The sequence below is a fragment of the Polymorphospora sp. NPDC051019 genome, assembly GCF_040683055.1.
GTDB classification, from domain to species: domain Bacteria; phylum Actinomycetota; class Actinomycetes; order Mycobacteriales; family Micromonosporaceae; genus Polymorphospora; species Polymorphospora lycopeni.
On the sequence record NZ_JBFBCH010000001.1, the window covers coordinates 850,581 to 876,105 of the forward strand.

Genomic DNA, 25,525 nt, shown 5'->3' on the forward strand with positions numbered 1-25,525 from the left:
CCGCACCCCACGGCTCGGCACGAGGAAGGAAGAGGCAATGAAACGGTTGCTGTGGTTGGGCGTCGGGCTCGCCGTGGGGGCGGTGGTGGTCCACAAGCTGACCCGCAAGGCACACTCCTACACCCCCGGCGGCATCGCCGAGTCGCTGTCGGAATCCGCTGGCGGTCTCGTCGCGTCGCTGCGTAGCTTCGTGGACGACGTACGCGAGGGCATGGCCGAGCGTGAGCTGGAGATCCACCAGGCGTTCGCCGACGGCGTGCTCTACGAGGACGAGTTCGCCGACCTGCGCGACGACGAACGGATCGGCGACCGGCACATATTCCCGGAGGAAGGCAAGCGATGAAGACGGCGGAGATCAAGCGGCGGTTCCTCGCGCATTTCGAGGCGAACGGGCATGCCGTGGTGCCGTCGGCTCCGTTGCCGGCGATCGATGATCCGAACCTGTTGTTCATCAACGCCGGGATGGTGCAGTTCGTACCGTTCTTCCTCGGGCAGCGGTCGGCGCCGTACAGGCGGGCCGCGAGCGTGCAGAAGTGCATCCGTACGCCGGACATCGACGAGGTCGGCAAGACCAGCCGGCACGGGACGTTCTTCCAGATGAACGGGAACTTCTCGTTCGGTGACTATTTCAAGGACGGCGCGATCCCGCTCGCCTGGGAGCTGTCCACGAAGCCGGTGGAGCAGGGCGGGTTCGGGCTGGACCCGGAGCGGATCTGGGCGACGGTCTACCTCGACGACGACGAGGCGTACGAGATCTGGCGCCGGACCGGCGTGCCGACCGAGCGGATCGTGCGGCGCGGCAAGAAGGACAACTTCTGGTCGATGGGCATTCCCGGCCCGTGCGGCCCGTGTTCGGAGCTGTACTACGACCGGGGCCCCGCGTACGGGCCCGACGGCGGTCCGGAGGTCGACGAGGACCGGTTCCTGGAGTTCTGGAACCTGGTGTTCATGCAGTTCGAGCGGGGGCCGGGCACCGACAAGGAGAACTACCCGATCCTGGGCGACCTGCCGGCGAAGAACATCGACACCGGCATGGGCCTGGAGCGGATGGCGTCGATCCTGCAGGGGGTCGACAACCTGTACGAGATCGACGAGGTCCGGCCGATCCTGTCGCGGGCGGCGGAGCTGACCGGCACCGTCTACGGGGCGAGGTCCGGCACGGTGGCCAGCGAGTCGCATCCGGACGACGTACGGCTGCGGGTGATCGCCGACCACGTCCGGACGTCGCTGATGCTCATCTCCGACGGGGTGACCCCGTCGAACGAGGGCCGCGGCTACGTGCTGCGGCGGATCATGCGGCGGGCGATCCGGGCGATGCGGCTGCTCGGCTGGCAGGAGCGGGCGCTGCCCGAGCTGCTGCCGGTGGCACGGGACTGCATGGCGCCGTCCTATCCGGAGGTCGCCGAGGAGTTCGACCGGATCTCCCAGTACGCGTACGCGGAGGAGGACGCCTTCCTGGCCACGCTGCGGTCGGGGACGACGATCCTGGACACGGCGGTCGCGGCGACGAAGGCGGCCGGTGGCGACACGTTGTCGGGCGAGAAGGCGTTCCAGCTCCACGACACGTACGGGTTCCCGATCGACCTGACCCTGGAGATCGCGGCGGAGCAGGGCCTGCGGGTCGACGCGGACGGCTTCCGGCGGCTGATGGCCGACCAGCGGGCCCGGGCGAAGGCCGACGCGCAGGCGCGCAAGACGGGGCACGTCGACCTGTCCGCCTACCGCACCGTCCTCGAGGACGGCGGGCCGGTGGAGTTCACCGGCTACACCGAGGTCACCCGCGAGTCGCGGGTGCGCGCGCTGCTCGGTGGCGGCGGCCGGCGCGACGTGGCCGGCGAGGGCGAGACGGTCGAGCTGGTGCTCGACACCACCCCGTTCTACGCCGAGGGCGGTGGCCAGCAGCCCGACCTCGGCCTGATCACGGTCGGCGGCGGCCAGGTCGAGGTGCTCGACGTCCAGTCGCCGGTGCCCGGCCTGATCGTGCACAAGGTACGGGTGGTCCGCGGTGAGGTACGTGCCGGTGAGGCCGGCTACGCCGAGATCGACATCACCCGGCGCCGGGCGATCTCTCGGTCGCACACCGCGACCCACCTGGTGCACCAGACGATGCGCAACTTCCTCGGCGAGTCGGCGACCCAGGCGGGTTCGCTGAACGCGCCGGGCCGGCTGCGGTTCGACTTCAACACCCCGGGCGCGGTGTCGGCGAGCGTGCTGCACGATGTCGAGCAGCAGGTCAACGAGGTGCTGCTGCGCGACCTGGAGGTCAACGCGTTCATCACCTCGCAGGAGGAGGCGCGCCGGCTCGGCGCGATGGCGCTCTTCGGCGAGAAGTACGGCGACGAGGTGCGGGTCGTCGAGGTCGGCGACTACGCCCGCGAGCTGTGCGGTGGCACGCACGTGTCCCGGTCCGGGCAGCTCGGCCTGGTCAAGATCCTGTCCGAGTCGTCGATCGGTTCCGGTGTACGCCGGGTCGAGGCGCTCGTCGGTATCGACGCGTTCAGCTTCCTCGCCCGGGAACACCTGCTGGTGGCCCGGCTCGCCGAACTCTTCCGGGTGCCGGGCGACCAGGTCGCCGACCGGGTGCAGCAGACGGTGACGCAGTTGCGCGACGCCGAGCGGGAGCTGGAGAAGCTGCGCGCCCAACTGGTGCTCGGTGGGGCGGCGGCGCTGGCGGGGCAGGCCAAGGACGTCCGGGGCATCGCCTACGTCGGCACCGAGGCACCCGAGGGTGCGGCCGGCAACGACGTACGGACCCTGGCGCAGGAGATCCGTGGCAGGGTCGATCCGGCCCGGCCGGCGGTGGTCGCGGTCGCGGCCCGGTCCGGGGGCAAGGCGTCGCTGGTGGTGGCGGTCAACGCCGCCGCCAAGGGGCGGGGCGTGGCAGCGGTCGACCTGGTCAAGGGCGCGCTGTCCGGCCGGGGCGGCGGCAACGCCGACCTGGCGCAGGGTGGCGGTGTGCCGGCGGCCGAGGCGGCCAACCTGCTCGTCGCGGTCGAGCGGGCGGTGGCGGAGGTAGGCTGATCCGGTTTCCGACGTGCGGCCCCGGCGGCCGTACGGGTTTGTCTTGAGCAGTGTCGATCAAGGGCTCGCCTGCCCGATCCGGGACCTCCGGAGCGGACGGCGAGCCCTTGATCGCGTGAAAGGGTCTTGATGAGCGGCTTCCAGCGCGGGGTACGCCTCGGCGTCGATGTCGGGCAGGTGCGGGTCGGTGTCGCCATCTGCGACCCCGACGGCATCCTGGCCACCCCACTGGTCACTTTGCCCCGTGATGTCACCACAATTGATGGCATTCCAACCGATATTTCGGAACTTGCGCGACTGGTAGCGCTACACGAAACGCCCGAAGTGGTGGTCGGGCTGCCGGTGACACTCTCGGGTGGAAACGGACCGGCGGCAGTCTCCGTCCGTGCCTACGCCGACAGACTGGCCGAAGTCATCGCGCCGGTGCCGGTACGCCTGGTGGACGAGAGGATGTCTACGGTCGTCGCAACCCGTAGGCTGTCCGAGCGTGGCGTCCGGGGGAGGCGGCAACGGGCGGTCGTCGACCAGGCGGCCGCGGTGGAGATCCTGCAGAGCTGGCTAGATGCGCAGCGGAGGCGGATGTGATGATCGACGAGTTGGATTCCGCGTTTGACGAACGCGAAGAGGGCAGGGGGCGTCGCCGGCGCGGAACGCGGCGCCGCAAGAGCGGTCGGGGCAAGACCGCCGCGGCCTTCCTGGTCGTCGTCGTGCTTCTCGGCGGACTCGCGGGCGGTGCCTGGTACGGCTTCGACCGCATCTCCGGCTACTTCTCCACCCCGGACTACCCCGGCGGCGGCAGCGGCGAGATCGTCGTCGAGGTCATGTCCGGCCAGACGATCGCCGAGATCGGCAACACCCTGGTCACCGCGGGCGTGGTGAAGAGTTCGAAGGCGTTCGTCGAGGCGGCCGAGGCCAACTCGCGCAGCCAGAACATCCAGCCGGGGCACTACAAGGTGCGCAAGGAGATGAACGCGGCCTCCGCGCTCAGCCTCCTGCTCGACCTGACCAACAAGATCTCCAACAAGGTCACCATCCCCGAGGGGCGGACCGCCAAACAGATCTACAAGCTGCTGGCCGAGGCCACCGACATCCCGGCGGAGGAGTTCGAGGAGGCGGCCAAGGACCCGCTCAAGCTCAAGGTGCCCGACTGGTGGTTCACCCGCAACGACGGCAAAGAGGTCACCATGTCGTCGGAGGGCTTCCTGTTCCCCGACACCTACGACCTCGATCCCGACGTGACCGCGCCGGAGATCCTCCAGATGATGGTCAACCGGTTCCTCAGCGTCACCGGCGAGATGGACTTCGCCGACAAGGTCCAGGCCGAGCGGGGCGGCATCAGCCCCTACGAGGCGCTGATCGTGGCATCGCTGGCCCAGGCCGAGGCCGGCAACGCCCAGGACCTCGGCAAGGTCGCCCGGGTCGCCTACAACCGGGTCTACAGCGGCACCTTCCCGTGCAGCTGCCTCCAGTTCGACGTCAGCGTCAACTACTACTGGGAGCTGACCGGCAAGCCGACGAAGGCGTCGAAGGACATGACGACGGCTGAGCTCCAGGACCCGAAGAACCCGTACAACGTGCACACCAAGGCCGGCCTGCCGCCCACCCCGATCAACAACCCGGGCAAGCTCGCCCTGGAGGGCGCGCTCAACCCGCCGGCCGGCAAGTGGCTGTTCTTCGTGGCGGTCGACAAGCAGGGCAACTCGGAGTTCGCCGAGACGAACGCCGAGCACGAGCGCAACATCCAGAAGGCCCGGGAGAACGGCGTACTGTGACGGTCTCCTTACGTCGCGCGGCGGTGCTGGGCAAGCCCATCGCCCACTCCCTCTCGCCGGTGATCCACAACGCCGGCTACGCGGCGGCCGGGCTGACCGACTGGTCCTACACCGCGATCGAGTGCGCCGAGGCCGAACTGCCCGACCGGCTGGCCGCCTGCGGCCCGGAGTGGGCCGGGTTCTCGGTGACCATGCCGTTGAAGGAGGCGGCGCTCGCCGTGGCCGGCGCCGCCTCCAAGGTCGCCGTCGCGGTCGGCGCCGCCAACACCCTCGTCCGCCGGCCCGACGGCTGGTACGCCGACAACACCGACGTGCCCGGCATGGTCGAGGTGCTGCGCGGCGCCCGGGTGGCGCCGTCGCCGGCCGTGACGGTGCTCGGCGCCGGCGGCACGGCCCGGGCGGCGCTGGCCGCCGCGGCCGAACTCGGCGCCCCGACGGTCACCGTCGTCGCCCGCCGGGCGGCGGCGGTCGACGAACTGCGGCCGGTCGCCGAGGCGCTCGGCGTCGGACTGGCCATCGGCGCCTGGCCCGACGTGGCCGCCCACCTCGAATCCGACGTGGTCATCTCCACCGTGCCGAAGGGCGTCGCCGACCCGCTGGCGTCCCACGCGTCGTGGCGATCGGCGACCGTCCTGTTCGACGCGATCTACGACCCGTGGCCGACCCCGCTGGCCGAGTCGGCGGCCGCGGCCGGCTGCCCCGTGCTGTCCGGCCTCGACCTCCTGCTGGCCCAGGCGGTGGGCCAGTTCGAGCAGTTCACCGGGGTCACCGCTCCGGTCGACGCGATGCGGGCGGCCCTGCGGGCCGCCCGCTGACCCGGCCCGCGTCCCACCGGTGCCGGCGGGCCAAACCGGTCCCCGGCCCACCGGCCCGGGACCGGGCGCCGGTTCCGCAGGGCGGGACGGCGTGGCCGGCCCGCGGGGCCCCGGTGGTTGCGTGACAAACTGGGCACCGTGTTGCGTTGGCTGACTGCAGGTGAATCGCACGGTCCCGCCCTCGTGGCGGTCCTCGAAGGGGTACCCGCCGGGATTGAGGTGACGACCGCCGACATCGGGCGCGAACTGGCCCGCCGCCGGCTCGGCTACGGCCGCGGCGCGCGGATGTCGTTCGAGCGCGACGAGATCGAGATCATCGGCGGCGTACGGCACGGGGTGACCCTCGGCAGCCCGGTCGCGATCAGGGTCGGCAACTCCGAGTGGCCCAAGTGGCAGACCGTGATGGCCGCCGACCCGGTCGACCCCGACGAGTTGGCGAGACAGGCCCGCAACGCCCCGCTGACCCGGCCCCGGCCCGGCCACGCCGACCTGGCCGGCATGCAGAAGTACGGGCACACCGACGCCCGGCCGATCCTCGAGCGGGCGAGCGCCCGGGAGACCGCGGCCCGGGTCGCCGTCGGCACGGTCGCCAAGGCACTGGTCCGCCAGGCGCTCGGCGTCGAGATCGTCTCGCACGTGGTCGAGTTGGGATCGGTGGCCGCCAAGACCGGCCTGGTACCCCGTCCCGAGGACGCCGAACGCGTCGACGCCGACCCGCTGCGCTGCCTCGACCCGGAGGCGAGCGCCCGGATGGTCACCGAGGTCGACGCCGCCAAGAAGGACGCCGACACGCTCGGCGGGATCGTCGAGGTGCTGGCGTACGGGCTGCCCCCGGGACTGGGCAGCCACGTCCAGTGGGACCGCAAGCTCGACGCCCGCCTGGCCACCGCGCTGATGTCGATCCAGGCGATCAAGGGTGTCGAGATCGGTGACGCGTGGACCCAGGCCCGCTCGCGCGGCTCGGTCGCCCACGACGAGATCATCCCGACGGCGAACGGGGTCCGGCGGGTCACCGACCGTGCCGGCGGTCTCGAAGGTGGGATCACCACCGGCGAGCCGTTGCGGGTCCGGGCCGCGATGAAGCCGATCTCCTCGCTCAACCGGGCACTGTCGACCATCGACGTGAGCACGGGCGAGCCGGCGACCGCCATCAACCAGCGCTCCGACGTGTGCGCGGTGCCGGCGGCGGCGGTCGTCGCCGAGGCGATGGTCGCCCTCGTGCTCGCCGAGGCGGCGACGGAGAAGTTCGGCGGCGACTCGGTCACCGAGATCCGCCGCAACCTCGCCGGCTACCTGGACCACCTGGTGATCCGCTAGTGGCGCCGGTCTGCGTGCTCGTCGGTGCGATGGGCGCCGGCAAGTCCACCGTCGGCGAGGCGCTCGCCGACGCGCTCGGGGTCGGGTTCCGCGACACCGACGCCGACGTCGAGGCGACCGCCGGCAAGCCGATCCCGGAGATCTTCTTCGACGACGGCGAGGAGCACTTCCGGGCCCTCGAACACGCCGCGGTGATCGCGGCGCTGGAGTCGTTCGACGGCGTACTGGCGCTCGGCGGCGGGGCGATCCTGGCCGAGAAGACCCGGGCGGCGCTGGCCGGCCACACCGTGGTCTTCCTGTCGGTGGGGCTGTCCGAGGCGGTGAAGCGGGTCGGGTTCGGTGCCGGCCGGCCGCTGCTCGCCGTCAACCCCCGGGCCACGCTGCGGCACCTGCTCGAGCAGCGGCTGCCGCTCTACACCGAGGTCGCCACCCTGACCGTGCCGACCGACGACCGGACGCCGGAGGACGTCGTCACCGAGATCCGCGCCCACCTTCGCCACTGACTGTCGCCTGTCCGACCCGACGTATCTTGGCCGGCCGCCGCCCGTCTGCCTGACGCACCCCCGATGCGTGAGGAGAAGAGCGATGCAGCCGAAGCAGCCCGCCCTGGACAAGCGGATCGTCACCGACGACGACGAGATGTTCAAGGGCCTGACCGACCGCGTCCTGCTCGCCGAGCAGACGAAGATGAAGACGCCGAAGGTGTTGAAGGCCCGCCTGGCCGATGACCACAAGAGGTTCGGGCTGCGCGACGTCCGGGTCAACGGCGAAGGCCGGAAGTTCGACGACTGGGCCCGCGTCGAGGTGCTCGACGCCGTCGTCAACGCCAAAACCCTCACGGTGCGGTTCGAGGTGTGGTGCAACCCGAAGCACATGTGTGCGCCGCACGACCTGGTGCCGGTCTACCTGGAGAGCGCGACCAACCAGTACGTGTTCATGGTCGCGCTGCTGGAGCCGACCGTGGACGAGAACGTCCACACCGTCGAGTTCACGTACCCGGTCACGGATCTCGCCCGCGCGCTCGGCGTGGAGGTCGGACCGAAGACGCTGGAATCGCTCAAGCGGGACTACCCGGAACTCGGGATCACCGCACACTGGCTCGCCGACACGAAGGGCCAGGGCAACGACCCCAACCACGCCAGCGGCGGCGTGCTCGAGAAGGGTGGTTCCGGCAAGATCATTCTGCGTGAGCGGACCACGGACGACCTCAAGGCGTCCGAGTCCGTACGCAACAGCGAGTGGAACATGGCCGAGCGGCTCTCCAAGGGCCGGCGCCGGCCGGTCTACGACGCCTTCGCCGGCATCCTGGCCGACGGCAGGGAGATGGCGACCACGCTGGAGGCCGAGTCGGAGTACCAGGTCGACGACCAGGAGACGATCACCGCGATCGTCGAGGGCCTCGACGGGCTGGCGGACCGGGTCAAGACCGCCGCGGAGCTGATCGAGGAGTCCCGGACGGCGCCGAAGAAGGACGTCGAGGTCCCGAAGCGGCCCTACCAGCTCGTCTCGGTGGAGAAGAGCGTCAAGACCTACACCGACCACTACTTCGACCTGGTCGGCGGGGACACCGCGTACCCGCTGCTGGCCAACAACATCGTGCTGCGCCGCCGGATGGTCGGCAGCGACCCGGTCGGCACCTACCTGGTCTCGGTCAAGGGCCGTACGGTCGACAAGGGCGGCGAACGCATCCGGCTCGCCGCGCAGATCAACCTGATCGAGTCGGCCATGAAGACGGAGGAGGGCATGGCGGCCCTCGGCCGGCTGCTGTGCGACGGGGAGAACATCGACAACGCGTTCGCCCGGGTCCTGCACGACGTACTGGCCGCCCGTGGACTCACCGCCCTGCTGAAGCAGGAGTGGAAGGTGCGGCACGTCCTCACCGTCGTCTCGCGGCGGTGGAAGTACGGGATGAAGTTCGACGACGCCACCGTGATCGACTTCAGCGCCGACGTCGCCACCGGCACGCTTCCCGGTGAGGAGGCCGAGGCGGTCGTGTACAGCTTCGAGTTCGGCGTGGGGCACCCCGGCCTGACCGCCGGCGGTACGCCGACCGCCCTGTCGATGGCGAAGCGGATCGGCCAGTGGGACGCGCGGGACGGCATCGCACCGGCCCCGGATGGCGCCAAGAAGTTCACGGCGTCGGCGCGCCCGATCACGCGCCCGTACCACGTACCCGCCGACCTGGACTCGCCCCGGCTGTTCCAGAAGGCGGACTTCACCAGGTACAAGACGCTGCGGGACGCGCTGATCGCGGAGGTGTTCAAGCTGGACCAGGGCAAGCTCGCCGTCGGCGGCAACAAGGCGTCCGTCCTGGCCCGCGAGCTCAAGCTGATCTGAGCGTCGACCCCGGTGGCCGGCATCCGCGACACGCGGGGTGCCGGCCCCCGGTCGTCGGGATCGTGGGGGCGGCTAGGGTCGGGGGCGATGGACGAGATGACGCGGATCACCGTCGGGGGCGAGCGGCCATACGACGTACTCGTCGGGCGGGACCTGCTCGACGAGTTGCCGCCGCTGCTGGCCGGCGCCGACCAGGTCGCGATCCTGTACGCCCCGCCGCTGAAGGCGTACGCGGACGCGGTCGGGCGGCGGCTGGCCGCCGCCGGCCGGCGCCCCCTGCCGATCGAGGTGCCCGACGCCGAGGCGGGTAAGGACATCGGGGTCGCCGACCGGTGCTGGGAGGCGCTGGGCGCGGCCGGCTTCACCCGCACCGACGCGGTCGTCGGGATCGGCGGCGGCGCCGTCACCGACCTGGCCGGCTTCGTCGCCGCCTGCTGGCTGCGCGGGGTGCGCTGGATACCGGTCTCCACCAGCCTGCTCGGCATGGTCGACGCCGCCGTCGGCGGCAAGACCGGGATCAACACCGGTGCCGGCAAGAACCTGGTCGGCGCGTTCCACCCGCCGGCCGGGGTGCTGTGCGACCTCTCGCTGCTGTCCACCCTGCCCGCCGTCGACCTGGTCGCCGGGCTGGCCGAGGTGGTCAAGTGCGGATTCATCGCCGACCCGGCGATCCTCGACCTGGTCGAGGCCGACCCGGCCCGGGCCGCCGACCCGGACGGGCCGGTGGTGCGGGAACTGGTCGAGCGGGCGGTCCGGGTCAAGGCCGACGTGGTCGCCGGCGACCTGCGCGAGGCCGGCCGTCGGGAGATCCTCAACTACGGGCACACCCTCGCCCACGCGATCGAGAAGGTCGAGGGCTACCGGTGGCGGCACGGCCACGCCGTCGCGGTCGGCCTGGTCTACGCCGCCGAGCTGGGCCGCCTCGCCGGCCGGCTGGACGCGGCGACCGCCGACCGGCACCGGGCCACGCTGACCGCGCTCGGCCTGCCGACCGGCTATCCGGCCGACGCCTGGCCGGGGCTGCTGGCCGCGATGCGGGTCGACAAGAAGGCGCGCGGGTCGCGGCTGCGTTTCGTCGTACTCGACGGGCCGGCCCGGCCGTCCATCCTGGACGGTCCGGACGACGACCTGCTGCGGGCGGCCTACGCGGCGGTGGCGCGGTGAAGGCGTACGTCCTCAACGGCCCCAACCTCGGCCGGCTCGGCACCCGCCAGGTCGACGTGTACGGCGTGACCAGCTACGCCGACCTGGTCACGCTGTGCCGGGAGACCGGCCGCGAGGTGGGCCTCGACGTCGAGGTGCGGCAGACCGACGCCGAGCACGAGATGCTGGGCTGGCTGCACGCCGCCGCCGACGAGCGGGCCGCCGTGGTGCTCAACCCGGGCGCCTGGTCGCACTACTCGTACGCGGTCCGGGACGCCTGCGCGATGCTGCGCGGGCCCCTGATCGAGGTGCACATCTCCAACATCCACGCCCGGGAGCAGTTCCGGCACCACTCGGTGGTCTCGGCGGTGGCGACCGGGGTGATCTGCGGGCTCGGGGTCGACGGATACCGGCTGGCGCTGGCCCACGTCGCCCGGCTGGCCGCCACCTCGGGGTGACCGGCCGGCCGGATCGCGCCGGTGCCGCGTAGCCGGTGCCCGGTACGACCGCGCGACCAGTAGACTTGTCAGGTCCTTCCGCAAGTCGAAGCACCCCCTCAGCACTGAATAGTCTGTACCGAATAGTCAGTACCGAAATCGTCAGTACCAAAATCGTCAGTACCGAACCGTCAGCACCGAACCGTCGACACAGAATCAAGGCAGGCAATGGCTTCCACGAACGACCTCAAGAACGGCCTGGTCCTCAACCTCGATGGCGAGTTGTGGTCCGTCGTTGAGTTCCAGCACGTCAAGCCCGGCAAGGGTGGAGCGTTCGTGCGCACCACGCTGAAGAACGTGCTCTCCGGCAAGGTCGTCGACAAGACCTTCAACGCGGGCACCAAGGTCGAGACCGCCACGGTCGACAAGCGCACCATGCAATACCTCTACGCCGACGGCGACGACTACGTCTTCATGGACCTGGAGACCTACGACCAGATCCCGGTGGCCGGCGGCACGGTCGGCGAGGCGTCCAACTACCTGCTGCCCGAGGCGGAGGCCGTGGTCGCCACCCACGAGGGGGTGCCGCTCTACATCGAGCTGCCGACCAGCGTGGTGCTGGAGGTGACGTACACCGAGCCGGGCCTGCAGGGCGACCGGTCGACCGGCGGCAACAAGCCGGCGACGGTCGAGACCGGTGCGACGGTGCAGGTGCCGCTGTTCATCACCACCGGCGAGAAGATCAAGGTCGACACCCGCGACGGTCGTTACCTCGGCCGGGCCTGATGGCCGAGGGCCCCAAGACCCAGATGCCCGCGCGCCGCAAGGCGCGCAAGCGGGCCCTGGACGTGCTCTACGAGGCCGATCTGCGTGACCTACCACCGGCGCAGGTGCTGACGACCTACCTGGCCCGGCTGGACCGGCCGCTGCCGGAGCACATCGGCTACACCACCAGCCTGGTCGAGGGGGTGGCCGCCAACCTCGACCGGATCGACGAGTTGATCGCGAGCTACGCCGAGGGCTGGACCATCGACCGGATGCCGACCGTCGACCGCAACCTGGCCCGGATCGCGGTCCAGGAGATGCTCTACGTCGACGAGATCGACGACGCGGTGGCGATCACCGAGGCGGTCGAGTTGGCCAAGCAGATGTCGACCGACGACTCGCCGAGGTTCCTCAACGGCGTCCTCGGCCGGATCGCCGAATACGCGACCCGCTGACCCGGCCGCGCCCGGGCGGCGGCGCGCGAAGCAGATCCGAACGGCGACGGCTCCCGACCGGGAGCCGTCGCCGTTCCGGTTGCCCGAATGCGTCGAGGGGTCCCCGGCGGCGGCCGGGAACCCCTCGACGGGTGGTTCAGGAGGCGAAGAACGCCCGCGGGTCGGCGACGAGCACGCCGTGCTCGTTGAGCCGCTCGATCAGACCCGACGGCGACGAGTCGTAGACGATCGCGAGCGAACGCAGGTCGTCGGCGCGGATCGACAGCACCCGGCCGTTGTAGTCGCCCCGCTGCTGCTGGATGGCGCGGGCGTAGCGGGCGACGTAGGCGAGTTCCTCGGATGCCTCGTCGTAGAGCCGCTCGAGGTCGAGAACGATCTTGTTGGTGGGCTCGTGCCGGACCCCGCTGCCGTCCGGCAGCAGTTCCGACACGGGTACCCGGTAGAAGTCGGCGAGTTCGGCGAGACGCGAGACGGTGACGGCCCGGTCGCCGCGCTCGTACGAACCGACGACGACGGCCTTCCAGCGCCCGTTCGACTTCTCCTCCACCCCCTGCAGGGACAGGCCCTGCTGCTGACGGATGGAGCGCAGGCGGGCTCCCAACGACTTGGCGTATTCAGAGGGCATACGGACACTCCCAGTGCTGGCCCGGGGTTTTCCCCAGCGATCGCTACGGAGCGTGACGGTACGGGGATTGCGACTAGTGGTCAAGTGGCGATTACCGAAAGCCTTCGCCGCGACGTACCCGAATCCGGCGGCGGAGCCGCCCCTCAGGGTGCCCCCGCCCAGGTGGGCGGCCTGGTCGCTGGTAACGTAGCGTCAGCCCTGCGCTGATCGGGATCCGTCCCGGCCGGAGCAGGTTCCGACATCCTTTAACGACCCGTCCCGTGAGGCGGGGAAGGAGGTCCGACGTGGCCTACCCGCAGGCTGCCCAGCCACCGGTGGCGTCGCCACCGTCCGTGAAGGTCATCCTGAACAGCGCCGACCTGCACCGCGTGGTCGACCGGATCGCCCACCAGATCCTGGAGAAGACCCAGGGGGCCGCCGGCACCGTACTGCTCGGCATCCCGACCCGGGGTGTGCCGCTGGCCCGCCGGCTGGCCGCCCGGATCCGCACCTTCGAGGGGCTCGACGTACCCGTCGGTGTGTTGGACATCACCCTCTACCGCGATGATCTTCGTCTCAAGGCGACCCGGGCCATCGGCCCGACCGAGGTGCCGCCGGGCGGCATCGACGGTCGCCGGGTCATTCTCGTCGACGACGTGCTCTTCTCCGGCCGCACCGTCCGGGCCGCGCTCGACGCGCTGGCCGACATCGGCCGGCCGCGCAGCGTGCAGCTGGCGGTCCTGGTCGACCGGGGGCACCGCGAGCTGCCGATCCGCGCCGACTACGTCGGCAAGAACATCCCGACCGCGCTCAGCGAGAGCGTCAAGGTCACCCTCGCCGAGTGCGACGGGGAGGACGAGGTAAGGCTCTACGGGGGGTCTTCTCAAGCATGATCAAACATCTGTTGTCCGGTGCCGACGCGGATGCCACCACCGCGACCCTGATCCTGGACACCGCCGCCGAGATGGCCGCCCTGGCCGGCCGCGAGGTCAAGAAACTGCCGACGCTGCGCGGCCGCACCGTCGTCAACCTCTTCTACGAGGACTCCACCCGGACCCGGATCTCGTTCGAGGCGGCGGCCAAGCGCCTCTCCGCCGATGTGATCAACTTCTCGGCCAAGGGATCGAGCGTGTCGAAGGGCGAGAGCCTGAAGGACACCGCGCTCACCCTCCAGGCGATGGGCGCCGACGCGGTCGTGATCCGGCACCCCGCCTCCGGCGCGCCGCACCGGCTGGCCAACTGGATCGACGGCTCGGTGGTCAACGCCGGCGACGGCACCCACGAGCACCCGACCCAGGCGCTGCTCGACGCGTACACGATGCGGGCCCGGCTGGGCCGGCTCGCCGGCCTGCACGTCGCCGTCGTCGGCGACGTACTGCACAGCCGGGTGGCCCGCTCCAACGTGCTGCTGCTGTCGACGCTGGGCGCCAAGGTCACCCTGGTCGGGCCGCCGACCCTGATCCCGGTGCACATCGGCACCGCGCTCGCCCCCGGCGTGGAGGTCTCGTACGACCTCGACGCCGTGCTGCCCACCGCCGACGTGGTGATGATGCTGCGGGTGCAGCGCGAGCGGATGGCCGACTCCTACTTCCCGTCGGCCCGCGAGTACGCCCGCCGCTACGGCCTGGACGGGCCGCGGATGCGCCGGCTGCCCGGGCACGCGATCGTCATGCACCCCGGACCGATGAACCGGGGCATGGAGATCGCGCCCGAGGTGGCCGACTCGCCACGTTCCACGATCGTCGAACAGGTCGCCAACGGCGTGTCCGTACGGATGGCGGTCCTCTACCTACTGCTTGGGGGCAAGTGATGTCGTCGTACCTGATCCGGGGGGTCCGGGTGGTCGGCGCCGAGCCGACCGACCTGCTGGTGCGCGACGGCCTGGTGGTCGAGGCCGGCCGCGGGCTGGCCGCCGCCGGCGCCGAGGTCGTCGAGGCGGACGGCCTGGTGGCCCTGCCGGGCCTGGTCGACCTGCACACCCATCTGCGCGAGCCGGGCCGCGAGGACGCCGAGACGGTCGAGACCGGTTCGCGGGCGGCGGCGCTCGGCGGCTACACCGCGGTCTGCGCGATGGCGAACACCTCGCCGGTCGCCGACACCGCCGGGGTGGTCGAGCAGGTGTGGCGGCTGGGACGGGAGGCCGGGCTGGTCGACGTGCAGCCGATCGGCGCGGTCACCGTCGGGCTGGCCGGCGAGCGGCTGGCCGAACTCGGGGCGATGGCGACCAGCGCCGCGAACGTGCGGATCTTCTCCGACGACGGGCACTGCGTCGCCGACCCGCGCCTGATGCGCCGGGCGCTGGAGTACGTGAAGGCGTTCGACGGTGTCATCGCCCAGCACGCCGAGGAGCCCCGGCTGACCCAGGGCGCGCAGATGCACGAGGGCGAGGTCTCGACCAGGCTGGGCCTGACCGGCTGGCCGGCGGTGGCCGAGGAGGCGATCATCGCCCGGGACGTGCTGCTGGCCGAGCACGTCGGCAGCCGCCTGCACATCTGCCACGTCTCCACCGCCGGCAGCGTCGAGGTGCTGCGGCACGCCAAGGAGCGCGGGGTCCGGGTCACCGCCGAGGTCACCCCGCACCACCTGCTGCTGACCGACGAGCGGGCGGCGACGTACGACCCGGTTTTCAAGGTCAACCCCCCGCTGCGTACGGCGGACGACGTGGCGGCGCTGCGCGCCGCGCTCGCCGACGGGATCATCGACATCGTCGCCACCGACCACGCGCCGCACGCGGTGGAGGACAAGGAGTGCGAGTGGGGCTACGCCCGGCCCGGCATGGTCGGGCTGGAGACCGCGCTGTCGGTGGTGCTGGACGTGCTCGGTGAGCGCTGGGACCTGATCGCCGACCGGATGTCGCGCACGCCGGCCCGGATCGCCGGGCTGACCGAGCACGGGCACGACCCGGCGCCCGGCGCCCCGGCGACCTTCACCCTGGTCGACCCGAAGGCGCGGCGGACGGTCGACCCGATGGACTCGGCCAGCCGCAGCCGCAACAACCCGTACGCCGGCCTGGTGCTGCCCGGGCGGATCGTCGCGACGTTCCTGCGCGGCGTGCCGACGGTGCTGGACGGCAAGGCGGTCCGGTGAGCGTGCGTGACGACGAGAGGCAGATCCGAATGACCAGGCACAAGCCGGCGATCCTCGTGCTCGAGGACGGCCGGACCTTCCGCGGCGAGGCGTACGGCGCGGTGGGGGAGACGTTCGGCGAGGCGGTCTTCACCACCGGCATGACCGGCTACCAGGAGACGCTGACCGACCCGTCCTACCACCGGCAGGTGGTGGTGCAGACCGCCCCGCACATCGGCAACACCGGCGTCAACGACGAGGACGACGAGTCGGACCGGATCTGGGTGGCCGGCTACGTGGTGCGCGACCCGGCCCGGGTCGGCTCCAACTGGCGGTCGCGCGGCGAACTCGGTGACCGGCTGGCCGCCGAGGGCATCGTCGGGATCAGCGGGGTCGACACCCGGGCGCTGACCCGGCACCTGCGCGAGCGCGGCGCCATGCGGGTCGGCGTGTCCAGTGTGGACGACGATCCGGCGGCGGTGCTGGAGCGGGTCCGCCAGGCCCCGTCGATGGTCGGCGCCGACCTGTCCGAACAGGTCACCACGCCGCGGGCGTACACGGTGGCCGCGCAGGGCGAGCACCGGTTCACCGTCGCCGCCCTCGACCTCGGCATCAAGCGCAACGTGCCGCGCCGGCTCGCCGAGCGCGGCGTCACCACCCACGTCCTGCCGGCCACCTCGACGATCGACGAACTGCTGGCCACCGGCGCCGACGCGGTGTTCTTCTCGCCCGGCCCCGGCGACCCGGCGACCGCCGACCACGCGGTCGGCCTGGCCCGCGAGGTGATGGGCCGGAAGGTGCCGCTGTTCGGCATCTGCTTCGGCAGCCAGATCCTCGGCCGGGCGCTCGGCTTCGGCACCTACAAGCTCGGGTACGGCCACCGCGGCATCAACCAGCCGGTGATGGACCGGGTCACCGGCAAGGTGGAGGTGACCAGCCACAACCACGGCTTCGCCGTCGAGTGGCCCCGCCACTCGCGACAGCTTGGCCGCGCCTCCGATCCCGCCGATCTCGGCGGCGTCGTCGACACGGATTTCGGCGGGGTCGAGGTCAGTCACGTGTGCCTCAACGACAACGTGGTCGAAGGGCTGCGGGCCAGGGACGTGCCCGCGTTCACCGTCCAATACCACCCGGAGGCGGCGGCCGGCCCGCACGACGCGGACCACCTGTTCGACCGCTTCGCGGAACTCATCGGAGACGGGAAGGCCGCCTGATGCCGAAACGGACCGACCTGCGCCACGTCATGGTGATCGGCTCCGGCCCGATCGTCATCGGGCAGGCCTGCGAATTCGACTACTCCGGCACCCAGGCGTGCCGGGTGCTGCGCGCCGAGGGGCTGCGGGTCAGCCTGGTCAACTCCAACCCGGCGACGATCATGACCGACCCGGAGTTCGCCGACGCGACGTACGTCGAGCCGATCACCCCGGAGTTCGTCGAGCTGGTCATCGCCAAGGAGCGCCCGGACGCGCTGCTGCCGACCCTGGGCGGCCAGACCGCGCTGAACACCGCCGTCGCGCTGCACGAGGCCGGCGTCCTGGAGAAGTACGGCGTCGAGCTGATCGGCGCCGACATCGAGGCGATCCGGCGCGGCGAGGACCGGCAGCTGTTCAAGGAGATCGTCGCCAAGGCCGGCGGGGAGACCCCGCGCAGCCGGGTCTGCCACTCGATGGACGAGGTACGCGCCACCGTCGCCGACCTCGGCCTGCCGGTGGTCATCCGGCCCAGCTTCACCATGGGCGGCCTCGGCTCCGGCATGGCGCACACCGACGAGGACCTGGAGCGGATCGCCGGCGCCGGCCTGGCCGCCAGCCCGGTGCACGAGGTCCTCATCGAGGAGAGCGTGCTCGGCTGGAAGGAGTACGAGCTGGAGCTGATGCGCGACCGGCACGACAACGTGGTGGTCGTCTGCTCCATCGAGAACGTCGACCCGATGGGTGTGCACACCGGCGACAGCGTCACCGTCGCCCCGGCGATGACGCTGACCGACCGGGAATACCAGCGGCTGCGCGACGTCGGCATCGCGGTGCTGCGCGAGGTCGGTGTCGACACCGGCGGCTGCAACATCCAGTTCGCGATCAACCCGGTCGACGGCCGGCTGGTCGTCATCGAGATGAACCCGCGGGTGTCCCGCTCGTCGGCGCTGGCGTCGAAGGCGACCGGCTTCCCGATCGCCAAGATCGCGGCGAAGTTGGCGATCGGCTACACCCTCGACGAGATCCCGAACGACATCACCCTGAAGACCCCGGCCGCGTTCGAGCCGGCCCTCGACTACGTGGTCGTGAAGATCCCGCGGTTCGCGTTCGAGAAGTTCCCCGGCGCCGACCCCGAGCTGACCACCACGATGAAGTCGGTCGGCGAGGCGATGAGCCTGGGCCGCAACTTCGGCGAGGCGCTCAACAAGGCGATGCGGTCGATGGAGACCAAGGCGGCCGGTTTCTGGACCCAGCCCGACCCGGACGGCGCCACCCTCGAATCCACCCTCGCCGCGCTGGGCACCCCGCACGACGGGCGGCTCTACACCGTCGAGCGCGCGCTGCGGCTCGGCGGCACGATCGAGCAGGTCGCCGCCGCGTCCGGCGGGATCGACCCGTGGTTCCTCGACCAGATCGCCGCGCTCATCGAGCTGCGGGCCGAGATCGTCGAGGCCGCCGAACTCGACGGGTTCCTGCTGCGCCGGGCCAAGCGGGCCGGCCTGTCCGACCGTCAGGTCGCCGCGCTGCGCCCCGAGGTCGGCGGCGAGGACGCCGTCCGCGCGCTGCGGCACCGCCTCGGCGTACGCCCGGTCTACAAGACCGTCGACACCTGCGCCGCCGAGTTCGAGGCGACCACGCCCTACCACTACTCGACGTACGAGGGTTGGGGCGACGACGCGGAGACCGAGGTCGCCCCGTCGGCCCGGCCCAAGGTGCTGATCCTCGGCTCCGGGCCGAACCGGATCGGCCAGGGCATCGAGTTCGACTACTCCTGCGTACACGCGGTCATGGCGCTGCGGTCGGCGCCGGCCGGCGGGTCCGACGGTGCCGGCGGGTTCGAGACCGTCATGGTCAACTGCAACCCGGAGACCGTGTCGACCGACTACGACACCGCCGACCGGCTCTACTTCGAGCCGCTGACCTTCGAGGACGTGTTCGAGGCGTGGCACGCCGAGGACGCCTCCGGCAAGGCGGCCGGCGGCCCCGGCGTCGTCGGGGTGATCGTGCAGCTCGGCGGCCAGACCCCGCTCGGCCTCGCCCAGCGGCTCAAGGACGCCGGGGTGCCGATCGTCGGCACCAGCCCGGAGTCGATCCACCTGGCCGAGGACCGGGGCGCGTTCGGCGACGTACTGGCCCGGGCCGGGCTGCGCGCCCCCGCGCACGGCACCGCCACCTCGTACGACGAGGCCAAGGCGATCGCCGACGAGATCGGCTACCCGGTCCTGGTCCGCCCGTCGTACGTGCTCGGCGGGCGCGGCATGGAGATCGTGTACGACGACGCGACGCTGCGGGACTACATCGGCCGGGCCACCGACATCTCGCCCGACCACCCGGTGCTCGTCGACCGGTTCCTCGACGACGCCATCGAGATCGACGTCGACGCGCTCTGCGACGCCACCGGCGAGGTGTTCCTCGGCGGGGTGATGGAGCACATCGAGGAGGCCGGCATCCACTCCGGCGACTCGGCGTGCGCCCTGCCGCCGATCACGCTCGCCGGCCCGCACCTGGCCGCCGTGCGCCGCTACACCGAGGCGATCGCCCGCGGGGTCGGCGTACGCGGCCTGCTCAACGTCCAGTACGCGCTCAAGGACGACACCCTCTACGTACTGGAGGCGAACCCCCGCGCGTCGCGGACCGTGCCGTTCGTGTCGAAGGCGACCGCGGTCCCGCTGGCCAAGGCCGCGGCCCGGATCATGCTCGGCGCGACCATCGCCGAGTTGCGGGCCGAGAAGCTGCTGCCGCCGGACGGTGACGGCGGCAGCCCGCCGGCCGGCGCCCCGATCGCGGTCAAGGAGGCGGTGCTGCCGTTCAAGCGGTTCCGTACCCCGGCCGGCCGGGGTGTCGACTCGCTGCTCGGGCCGGAGATGAAGTCGACCGGTGAGGTGATGGGCGTCGACGTGTCGTTCGGGCACGCGTTCGCCAAGTCGCAGGCGGCCGCGTACGGCTCGCTGCCGACCCAGGGAACGATCTTCGTCTCGGTCGCCAACCGCGACAAGCGGGGCATGATCTTCCCGGTGAAGCGGCTGGCCGACCTCGGCTTCCGGATCGTGGCGACCAGCGGCACCGGCGAGGTGCTGCGCCGCTACGGCATCGACTGCGAGGTGATCCGCAAGCACTGGGAGGACGACGGTGCCGGCCCGGACGCGGTGTCGCTGATCGCCGCCGGCGAGGTCGACCTGGTGATCAACACCCCGCAGGGGGCGGGGGCCAGTGCCCGCACCGACGGGTACGGCATCCGCAGCGCCGCCGTCGCCTCCGACATCCCGTGCGTCACCACGGTGCCCGGCGCCGCCGCCGCCGTCATGGGCATCGAGGCGCTGATCCGCGGCGACATGGCGGTCCGCCCGCTCCAGCAGTTGCACGCCACACTCCGGGCCGGCGAGTGATCTTCGAGCGGCTGGTCCGGCCGGCGCTGTTCCGGCTCGGGGGCGGGGACGCGGAAACCGCCCACGAGTGGACCCTGCACCGGCTCGCCGGCCTGTCCCGCAACCGGGTGGCGCTGGCCGCGCTACGCGCCCGGTACGCGGTGGCCGCGCCGCGCACCGTCTTCGGCGTACGGTTCCCGAACCCGGTCGGGCTGGCCGCCGGCATGGACAAGGACGGGGCGGCGCTGCCCGCCTGGCCGGCGCTCGGCTTCGGCTTCGTCGAGGTCGGCACGGTCACCGCGCACGCCCAGCCGGGCAACCCCCGGCCGCGGCTGTTCCGGCTGCCGGACAGCGGCGCGGTGATCAACCGGATGGGCTTCAACAACGCCGGCGCGGCGGCGCTGGCCGCGCGGCTCGACGCGCTGCCCCGGCCGTTGGGCGTACCGCTGGGCATCTCGCTCGGCAAGTCCAAGGTCACCGAGCTGGACGCGGCGGTCGACGACTACCTGACCTCGTACAAGGCGCTGCGCGAACACGGCGACTACTTCGCGGTCAACGTCTCCTCGCCCAACACCCCCGGGCTGCGCGCGTTGCAGGACCGCGAACACCTCGACGCGCTGCTCGGGGCGCTGGCCGGCGACAAGCCGGTGCTGGTGAAGATCGCGCCCGACCTGACCGAGCCGGCGGTCGCCGAGGTGATCCAGGTCTGCCTCGACCGGGGCGCCGCCGGGATCATCGCCACGAACACGACGCTGCGCCGCGACGGACTGGCGGCCGCCGATGCCGACCGCGCCGCCGAGACGGGCGGGCTGTCCGGGCGGCCGCTGACCGGCCGGGCCCGCGACGTGGTCGCCTTCGTGCACCGGGAGACCGGCGGGAAGCTGCCGGTGATCGGGGTCGGCGGCATCGTCGACCCGGACGCCGCGGCCCGGATGTTCGACGCCGGGGCGAGCCTCGTGCAGCTCTACACCGGCTTCATCTACGGCGGCCCGGGGCTGGTCCGCGCGGTGGCCCGCCGCAGTCGTGCGTCCCGGGCGGCTAGTGCGTCGATCAAGGACAAGTCGTCCCTGGAAGGGGACATTCCATCCAGGACTTCCCCTCGATCAGCTTCCCCCCGATCAGCGCAACCGGGCGGCGCGGGTGGGAGCGGGGCGTGACACCCGACGAGGTCGTCGCGATCGACCGCCGCCACGTCTGGCACCCGTACGCCCCGATGCCCGCGACCGGCGACGCCCTCGTGGTCGCCGGCGCCGAGGGCGTACGGCTGCGGCTGGCCGACGGCCGTGAACTGGTCGACGGCATGTCGTCGTGGTGGTCGGCCATCCACGGCTACCGCCATCCGGTGCTCGACGCGGCCGTCCACGACCAGCTCGGCCGGATGAGTCACGTCATGTTCGGCGGGCTCACCCACGAGCCCGCCGTACGGCTCGCGGCGACCCTGGTCGAGATCACCCCGCCCGGTCTCGAACACGTCTTCCTGTGCGACTCCGGGTCGGTCAGCGTCGAAGTCTCGGTCAAGATGGCATTGCAATACCAGTTGGGGCGGGGTCGCCCCGGGCGGCACCGGCTGGCGACCTGGCGTGGCGGCTACCACGGCGACACGTTCCACCCGATGAGCGTGTGCGACCCCGAGGGCGGCATGCACCACCTCTGGCGCGACGTACTGCCCCGGCAGGTCTTCGCCGACAACCCGCCGGACGGCTTCGACACCCCGGTCGACGACGCCTACGTCGCCGCGCTCACCGACGCGGTCGCCCGGCACGCCGACGAACTGGCCGCCGTGATCGTCGAACCGGTGGTGCAGGGCGCCGGCGGGATGCGCTTCCACAACCCCGGCTACCTGCGGGCGCTGCGTGAGGTGACCCGCGCGCACGACATCGTGCTCGTCTTCGACGAGATCGCCACCGGGTTCGGCCGTACCGGCGTGCTCTTCGCCGCCGAGCACGCCGGGGTGAGCCCCGACGTGCTGTGCGTGGGCAAGGCGCTGACCGGTGGCTACCTGACGCTGGCCGCCACCCTGTGCACCCCGGAGGTGGCCGCCGGGATCTCGGCGGGCGGGGTGCTCGCCCACGGCCCGACGTTCATGGGCAACCCGCTCGCCTGTGCCGTCGCAAACGCCTCCATCGGCCTGCTGCGGGGCCGAGACTGGCAATCCGACGTACGGCGCCTGGAACGGGGACTCCGGGCCGGCCTGGAGCCGCTGGACGGCGTTGCCGGGGTGACCGACGTACGGGTCCTCGGCGCGATCGGCGTCGTGCAGCTCGACCGTCCGGTGGACGTGGCCGCCGCGACGGCCGCGGCGGTCGACCACGGCGTGTGGCTGCGACCGTTCCGCGACCTGATCTACACGATGCCGCCCTATCCGACATCCGACGAAGACCTGACCCGCATCACCACCGCCATCACCGCCGCCGCCAAGGCGGCCTAGCCCGGCCCGGTGCACACCGCCCGCCCCGCCCGCCCGGTCCGTCCCGCGCCGCCCGCCACCGTTCCGTACGCGCCGGCTCCCGGCCGGGTTGCGGGCGCCGACGGAGTCGGCCGGGAACCGGGGCGCGCGGCGGGTCGCGCGACCCGCCGCGCTGATGAAGGAGAAGTCGTCCTTCCCCTCGATCGGCGGGGCGCGGCGGCGCGGCGCGGGCGCGGGGAGAGGCGGGGCGGGGTGAGGTGCGGGCATGGCCGACGCGGCCGGGTGCAGTGGTCCCGCACGGGGCGGGCGGAACGAGGGGTGGAGACGAAGTGAGGTGGTCCGAGAAGTGACGACGAGAGGATCTTCCATGGAGAGTTTCGGGACCCGGCTGCGGCGGGCGACCAGCGAGCGTGGTCCGGTCTGCGTGGGCATCGACCCGCACGCCGCGCTGCTCGCCCGCTGGGGGCTGCCGGACGATGTCGACGGTCTTGCCAGCTTTGGTCAGACGGTTGTCGACGCGCTCGCGGACCGGGTTGCCATCTTCAAGCCACAATCCGCATTTTTCGAACGTTTCGGATCCCAGGGACTCGCGGTACTTGAGTCAATTATCCGACAGTTGCGGAATGCCGGGGCGCTCGTTCTCCTGGACGCGAAGCGTGGGGACGTCGGTTCCACGATGACCGCGTACGCGTCGGCCTACCTGGAGCCATCCAGTCCGATGTATGTCGACGCGATCACCGCGAGCCCTTTTCTCGGGGTCGGCGCGCTCGGTCCGATGTTCGACGCCGCACGCCGCAACGGCGGCGGTGTGTTCGTGTTGGCGTTGACCTCGAATCCCGAGGGGCGGGCCGTCCAGCATGCCCGTGCGGCCGACGGGCGCACGGTCGCGCAGACGGTGATCGACGAGATTTCCCAGCTCAACGTGGGTGCGGAGCCGCTCGGCAGCTTCGGGCTGGTGGTCGGGGCGACGATCGGCGAGACCGGACATGATCTGTCGCGGGTCAATGGCCCGCTGCTCGCGCCGGGGCTCGGCGCCCAGGGTGCGACCGCGGAGGACCTCCGCGCGGTCTTCGGGAAAGGGCTTTCCCTGGTCCTCCCGTCGTACTCCCGCGACGTCCTGGCGCAAGGTCCCTCGGTGTCCGGTTTGCGGGACGCGGTGGTCCGGGTACAGGTCGAATGCCGTGATGCGCTCGGTGTCGGCTTTGAGTGATTGGGCGACGCCTGTGCGTGATCATGGCGCGGCGACGTTGCTGAAAACGTCATTCGCCGCTAGTTTTCCCGGCGCTGGGAACCACATGCCCCTTTGGTTCCCGGTCACACCACGTTTCACAGATGCGGTGGTGCGTCCCGCCCACCGCGATAGGGACCCGAGGAGAACTGGTGCCGCTCCCGTCACTGAGCCCCGAACAGCGTGCTGCCGCGCTGGTGAAGGCCGCGGAGATCCGCAAAGCCCGTGCTGAGCTGAAGGAGCAGCTCAAGCAGGGCAAGACCACCCTCGCCGCCGTGCTCGACCGGGCGGAAGGCGACGACGTCGTCGGAAAGTTGAAGGTTTCGGCCGTCCTCCAGGCGCTGCCTGGCATCGGCAAGATCCGAGCCACCCAGATCATGGAGAAGCTCAAGATTGCCGACAGCCGCCGCCTCCGCGGTCTCGGTGAGCAGCAGCGGAAGGCGCTGCTCGGGGAGTTCGCTGCGAACTAGTTCGCGGCACCGTGTAGAAACAAGCAGTGAGCATGGATGACGACGCGCGCCCGGCAGCTCGGCTCACCGTCCTGTCCGGCCCCTCCGGGGTCGGCAAGGACAGCGTGATCGAGTCCGTCCGGGCGCGCTCGCACTGGGTATGGCTGTCGGTGTCGGTGACGACCCGGAAGATGCGCGACAACGAGGTCGACGGGGTGCACTACTACTTCGTCGACCGGGTCGAGTTCGAGCGGCTCAGAGCCAGCGGGCAACTGCTGGAGTGGGCCGAGTTCGCCGGCAACCTCTACGGCACGCCCCGCGCTGCGGTCGAGGCGCGGCTGCGCGAGGGCGTTCCGGTGCTGCTGAAGATCGACCTTCAGGGCGCCCGCCAGGTGCGGGCCGCGATGCCCGAGGCGCAGTTGGTGTTCCTGGCGCCGCCGAGCATCGAGGAGCTGAAACGCCGGCTGGTCGGGCGTGGCACCGAGGACGAGGAGACGATCCGGCGCCGGTTGGCGCACGCCGACGAGGAATTGGCGGCGGAGGCCGAGTTCGACCGGACGATCGTCAATGACGTCGTCGAGCGCGCCGCGGATGAGCTGGTAGGATTGCTCGGTTCGTCGTTTCTGACCCCGACTCAACTTGGTTCCACCCGTTTCGAAGCCACCCGTTTCGAAGCCGCCCACTTCGAGCCCACCCGTTTCGGAGCAGGTGGATTCGGGGCGAGCGATTTCGAGTCGGGCGAGTTCGAGGCGACGAACCCCGACCCGGGTCACCTGAACTCGCTTCATCGGTAGCCCGGGCACAATCCAGACCGGCCAGACCGGCCCCAGAACCAACCGCCGGCAGGTGGTTGAGAACTCAGAGGTTTGTTTCCGTGGGATCCATCGCGAATCCGGAAGGCATCACCAACCCCCCGATCGACGAGCTGCTCGACAAGACCACGTCGAAGTACGCCCTGGTCATCTTCGCCGCCAAGCGGGCCCGCCAGGTCAACGCCTACTACAGCCAGCTCGGCGAGGGCCTGCTGGAGTACGTCGGGCCGCTGGTGGAGACCACGCCGCAGGAGAAGCCGCTCTCCATCGCGATGCGCGAGATCAACGCGGGGCTGCTCACCGCAGAGCCGACCGACCAGCCGTAACCCGGCGACGTCC

23 protein-coding genes and 1 pseudogene are annotated in these 25,525 nt (G+C 71.4%); 23 read left to right on the top strand and 1 reads right to left on the bottom strand.

Going from position 1 to position 25,525, the window contains the following annotated elements; genetic code table 11:
- The first annotated feature begins 37 nt into the window (after positions 1–37).
- The 12 genes from AB0M79_RS03805 (at position 38) to nusB (ending at position 12,062) form a co-directional block, all read left to right on the top strand.
- Positions 38–343, top strand: a complete 306-nt coding sequence (locus tag AB0M79_RS03805; protein ID WP_357540008.1) for a hypothetical protein — start codon at positions 38–40, stop codon at positions 341–343.
- On the top strand, positions 340–3,021 hold the full coding sequence (gene alaS / locus AB0M79_RS03810) for an alanine--tRNA ligase (RefSeq protein ID WP_364207472.1): 2,682 nt from the start codon (positions 340–342) through the stop codon (positions 3,019–3,021). Before AB0M79_RS03805 ends, alaS begins: the two co-directional genes overlap by 4 nt.
- A gap of 129 nt (positions 3,022–3,150) precedes the next feature.
- Positions 3,151–3,606 (top strand): Holliday junction resolvase RuvX, encoded by a 456-nt coding sequence (gene ruvX, locus AB0M79_RS03815; protein ID WP_364207474.1) that lies wholly within the window; start codon positions 3,151–3,153, stop codon positions 3,604–3,606.
- A complete protein-coding gene (gene mltG / locus AB0M79_RS03820; protein WP_364207476.1) occupies positions 3,606–4,793 on the top strand; it encodes an endolytic transglycosylase MltG in 1,188 nt (395 codons plus the stop codon). Before ruvX ends, mltG begins: the two co-directional genes overlap by 1 nt.
- On the top strand, positions 4,790–5,608 hold the full coding sequence (locus AB0M79_RS03825; protein WP_364207478.1) for a shikimate dehydrogenase: 819 nt from the start codon (positions 4,790–4,792) through the stop codon (positions 5,606–5,608). The genes mltG and AB0M79_RS03825 overlap by 4 nt, the downstream gene beginning before the upstream one ends.
- A 138-nt stretch (positions 5,609–5,746) precedes the next feature.
- Positions 5,747–6,925, top strand: a complete 1,179-nt coding sequence (gene aroC / locus AB0M79_RS03830) for a chorismate synthase (RefSeq protein WP_364207480.1) — start codon at positions 5,747–5,749, stop codon at positions 6,923–6,925.
- A complete protein-coding gene (locus AB0M79_RS03835; RefSeq protein WP_364207482.1) occupies positions 6,925–7,428 on the top strand; it encodes a shikimate kinase in 504 nt (167 codons plus the stop codon). Before aroC ends, AB0M79_RS03835 begins: the two co-directional genes overlap by 1 nt.
- 82 nt (positions 7,429–7,510) lie before the next feature.
- Positions 7,511–9,262: a hypothetical protein gene (locus AB0M79_RS03840; RefSeq protein ID WP_364207484.1), complete on the top strand. Its 1,752-nt coding sequence runs from the start codon at positions 7,511–7,513 to the stop codon at positions 9,260–9,262.
- An 87-nt stretch (positions 9,263–9,349) separates the two neighbouring features.
- Positions 9,350–10,426, top strand: coding sequence for a 3-dehydroquinate synthase (aroB, locus tag AB0M79_RS03845; protein ID WP_364207486.1), 1,077 nt, complete (start codon positions 9,350–9,352; stop codon positions 10,424–10,426).
- Entirely contained in the window at positions 10,423–10,863 is a 441-nt protein-coding gene (gene aroQ / locus AB0M79_RS03850; protein WP_364207488.1) for a type II 3-dehydroquinate dehydratase, read from the top strand. The genes aroB and aroQ overlap by 4 nt, the downstream gene beginning before the upstream one ends.
- Before the next feature lie 207 nt (positions 10,864–11,070).
- Positions 11,071–11,628, top strand: coding sequence for an elongation factor P (efp, locus tag AB0M79_RS03855; protein WP_364207490.1), 558 nt, complete (start codon positions 11,071–11,073; stop codon positions 11,626–11,628).
- A gap of 23 nt (positions 11,629–11,651) precedes the next feature.
- Entirely contained in the window at positions 11,652–12,062 is a 411-nt protein-coding gene (gene nusB, locus AB0M79_RS03860; protein WP_357540146.1) for a transcription antitermination factor NusB, read from the top strand.
- A 136-nt stretch (positions 12,063–12,198) separates the two neighbouring features.
- Here nusB and AB0M79_RS03865 read toward each other — a convergent pair whose 3' ends face one another.
- Entirely contained in the window at positions 12,199–12,687 is a 489-nt protein-coding gene (locus AB0M79_RS03865) for a transcriptional regulator (RefSeq protein ID WP_212817128.1), read from the bottom strand.
- Positions 12,688–12,971: 284 nt separating this feature from the next.
- Here AB0M79_RS03865 and pyrR point away from each other — a divergent pair, with 284 nt between their 5' ends.
- The 11 genes and pseudogenes from pyrR (at position 12,972) to rpoZ (ending at position 25,512) form a co-directional block, all read left to right on the top strand.
- Positions 12,972–13,559: a bifunctional pyr operon transcriptional regulator/uracil phosphoribosyltransferase PyrR gene (pyrR, locus tag AB0M79_RS03870; protein ID WP_364207492.1), complete on the top strand. Its 588-nt coding sequence runs from the start codon at positions 12,972–12,974 to the stop codon at positions 13,557–13,559.
- Complete coding sequence (locus AB0M79_RS03875) at positions 13,556–14,476, top strand: aspartate carbamoyltransferase catalytic subunit (protein ID WP_364207494.1); 921 nt, start codon at positions 13,556–13,558, stop codon at positions 14,474–14,476. Before pyrR ends, AB0M79_RS03875 begins: the two co-directional genes overlap by 4 nt.
- Positions 14,476–15,753: a dihydroorotase gene (locus tag AB0M79_RS03880; protein ID WP_364207496.1), complete on the top strand. Its 1,278-nt coding sequence runs from the start codon at positions 14,476–14,478 to the stop codon at positions 15,751–15,753. The genes AB0M79_RS03875 and AB0M79_RS03880 overlap by 1 nt, the downstream gene beginning before the upstream one ends.
- Before the next feature lie 29 nt (positions 15,754–15,782).
- Positions 15,783–16,946 carry a glutamine-hydrolyzing carbamoyl-phosphate synthase small subunit gene (gene carA / locus AB0M79_RS03885; RefSeq protein ID WP_364207498.1) on the top strand — a complete coding sequence of 388 codons (1,164 nt, stop codon included), beginning with the start codon at positions 15,783–15,785 and terminating at the stop codon, positions 16,944–16,946.
- Positions 16,946–20,311 carry a carbamoyl-phosphate synthase large subunit gene (carB, locus tag AB0M79_RS03890; RefSeq protein WP_364207500.1) on the top strand — a complete coding sequence of 1,122 codons (3,366 nt, stop codon included), beginning with the start codon at positions 16,946–16,948 and terminating at the stop codon, positions 20,309–20,311. Before carA ends, carB begins: the two co-directional genes overlap by 1 nt.
- A complete protein-coding gene (locus tag AB0M79_RS03895) occupies positions 20,308–21,447 on the top strand; it encodes a quinone-dependent dihydroorotate dehydrogenase (RefSeq protein WP_364207502.1) in 1,140 nt (379 codons plus the stop codon). The genes carB and AB0M79_RS03895 overlap by 4 nt, the downstream gene beginning before the upstream one ends.
- Positions 21,444–22,718: an adenosylmethionine--8-amino-7-oxononanoate transaminase gene (locus tag AB0M79_RS03900; protein ID WP_364207504.1), complete on the top strand. Its 1,275-nt coding sequence runs from the start codon at positions 21,444–21,446 to the stop codon at positions 22,716–22,718. Before AB0M79_RS03895 ends, AB0M79_RS03900 begins: the two co-directional genes overlap by 4 nt.
- 346 nt (positions 22,719–23,064) lie before the next feature.
- Positions 23,065–23,907 carry an orotidine-5'-phosphate decarboxylase gene (gene pyrF, locus AB0M79_RS03905; RefSeq protein ID WP_364207506.1) on the top strand — a complete coding sequence of 281 codons (843 nt, stop codon included), beginning with the start codon at positions 23,065–23,067 and terminating at the stop codon, positions 23,905–23,907.
- A gap of 170 nt (positions 23,908–24,077) precedes the next feature.
- Complete coding sequence (gene mihF, locus AB0M79_RS03910) at positions 24,078–24,395, top strand: integration host factor, actinobacterial type (RefSeq protein WP_357540045.1); 318 nt, start codon at positions 24,078–24,080, stop codon at positions 24,393–24,395.
- 32 nt (positions 24,396–24,427) lie between these two features.
- Positions 24,428–25,000: pseudogene (gene gmk / locus AB0M79_RS03915) on the top strand (guanylate kinase); the annotation flags it as partial.
- Positions 25,001–25,248: 248 nt separating this feature from the next.
- Positions 25,249–25,512: a DNA-directed RNA polymerase subunit omega gene (gene rpoZ / locus AB0M79_RS03920; protein ID WP_067373935.1), complete on the top strand. Its 264-nt coding sequence runs from the start codon at positions 25,249–25,251 to the stop codon at positions 25,510–25,512.
- The last annotated feature ends 13 nt before the right edge of the window (positions 25,513–25,525 follow it).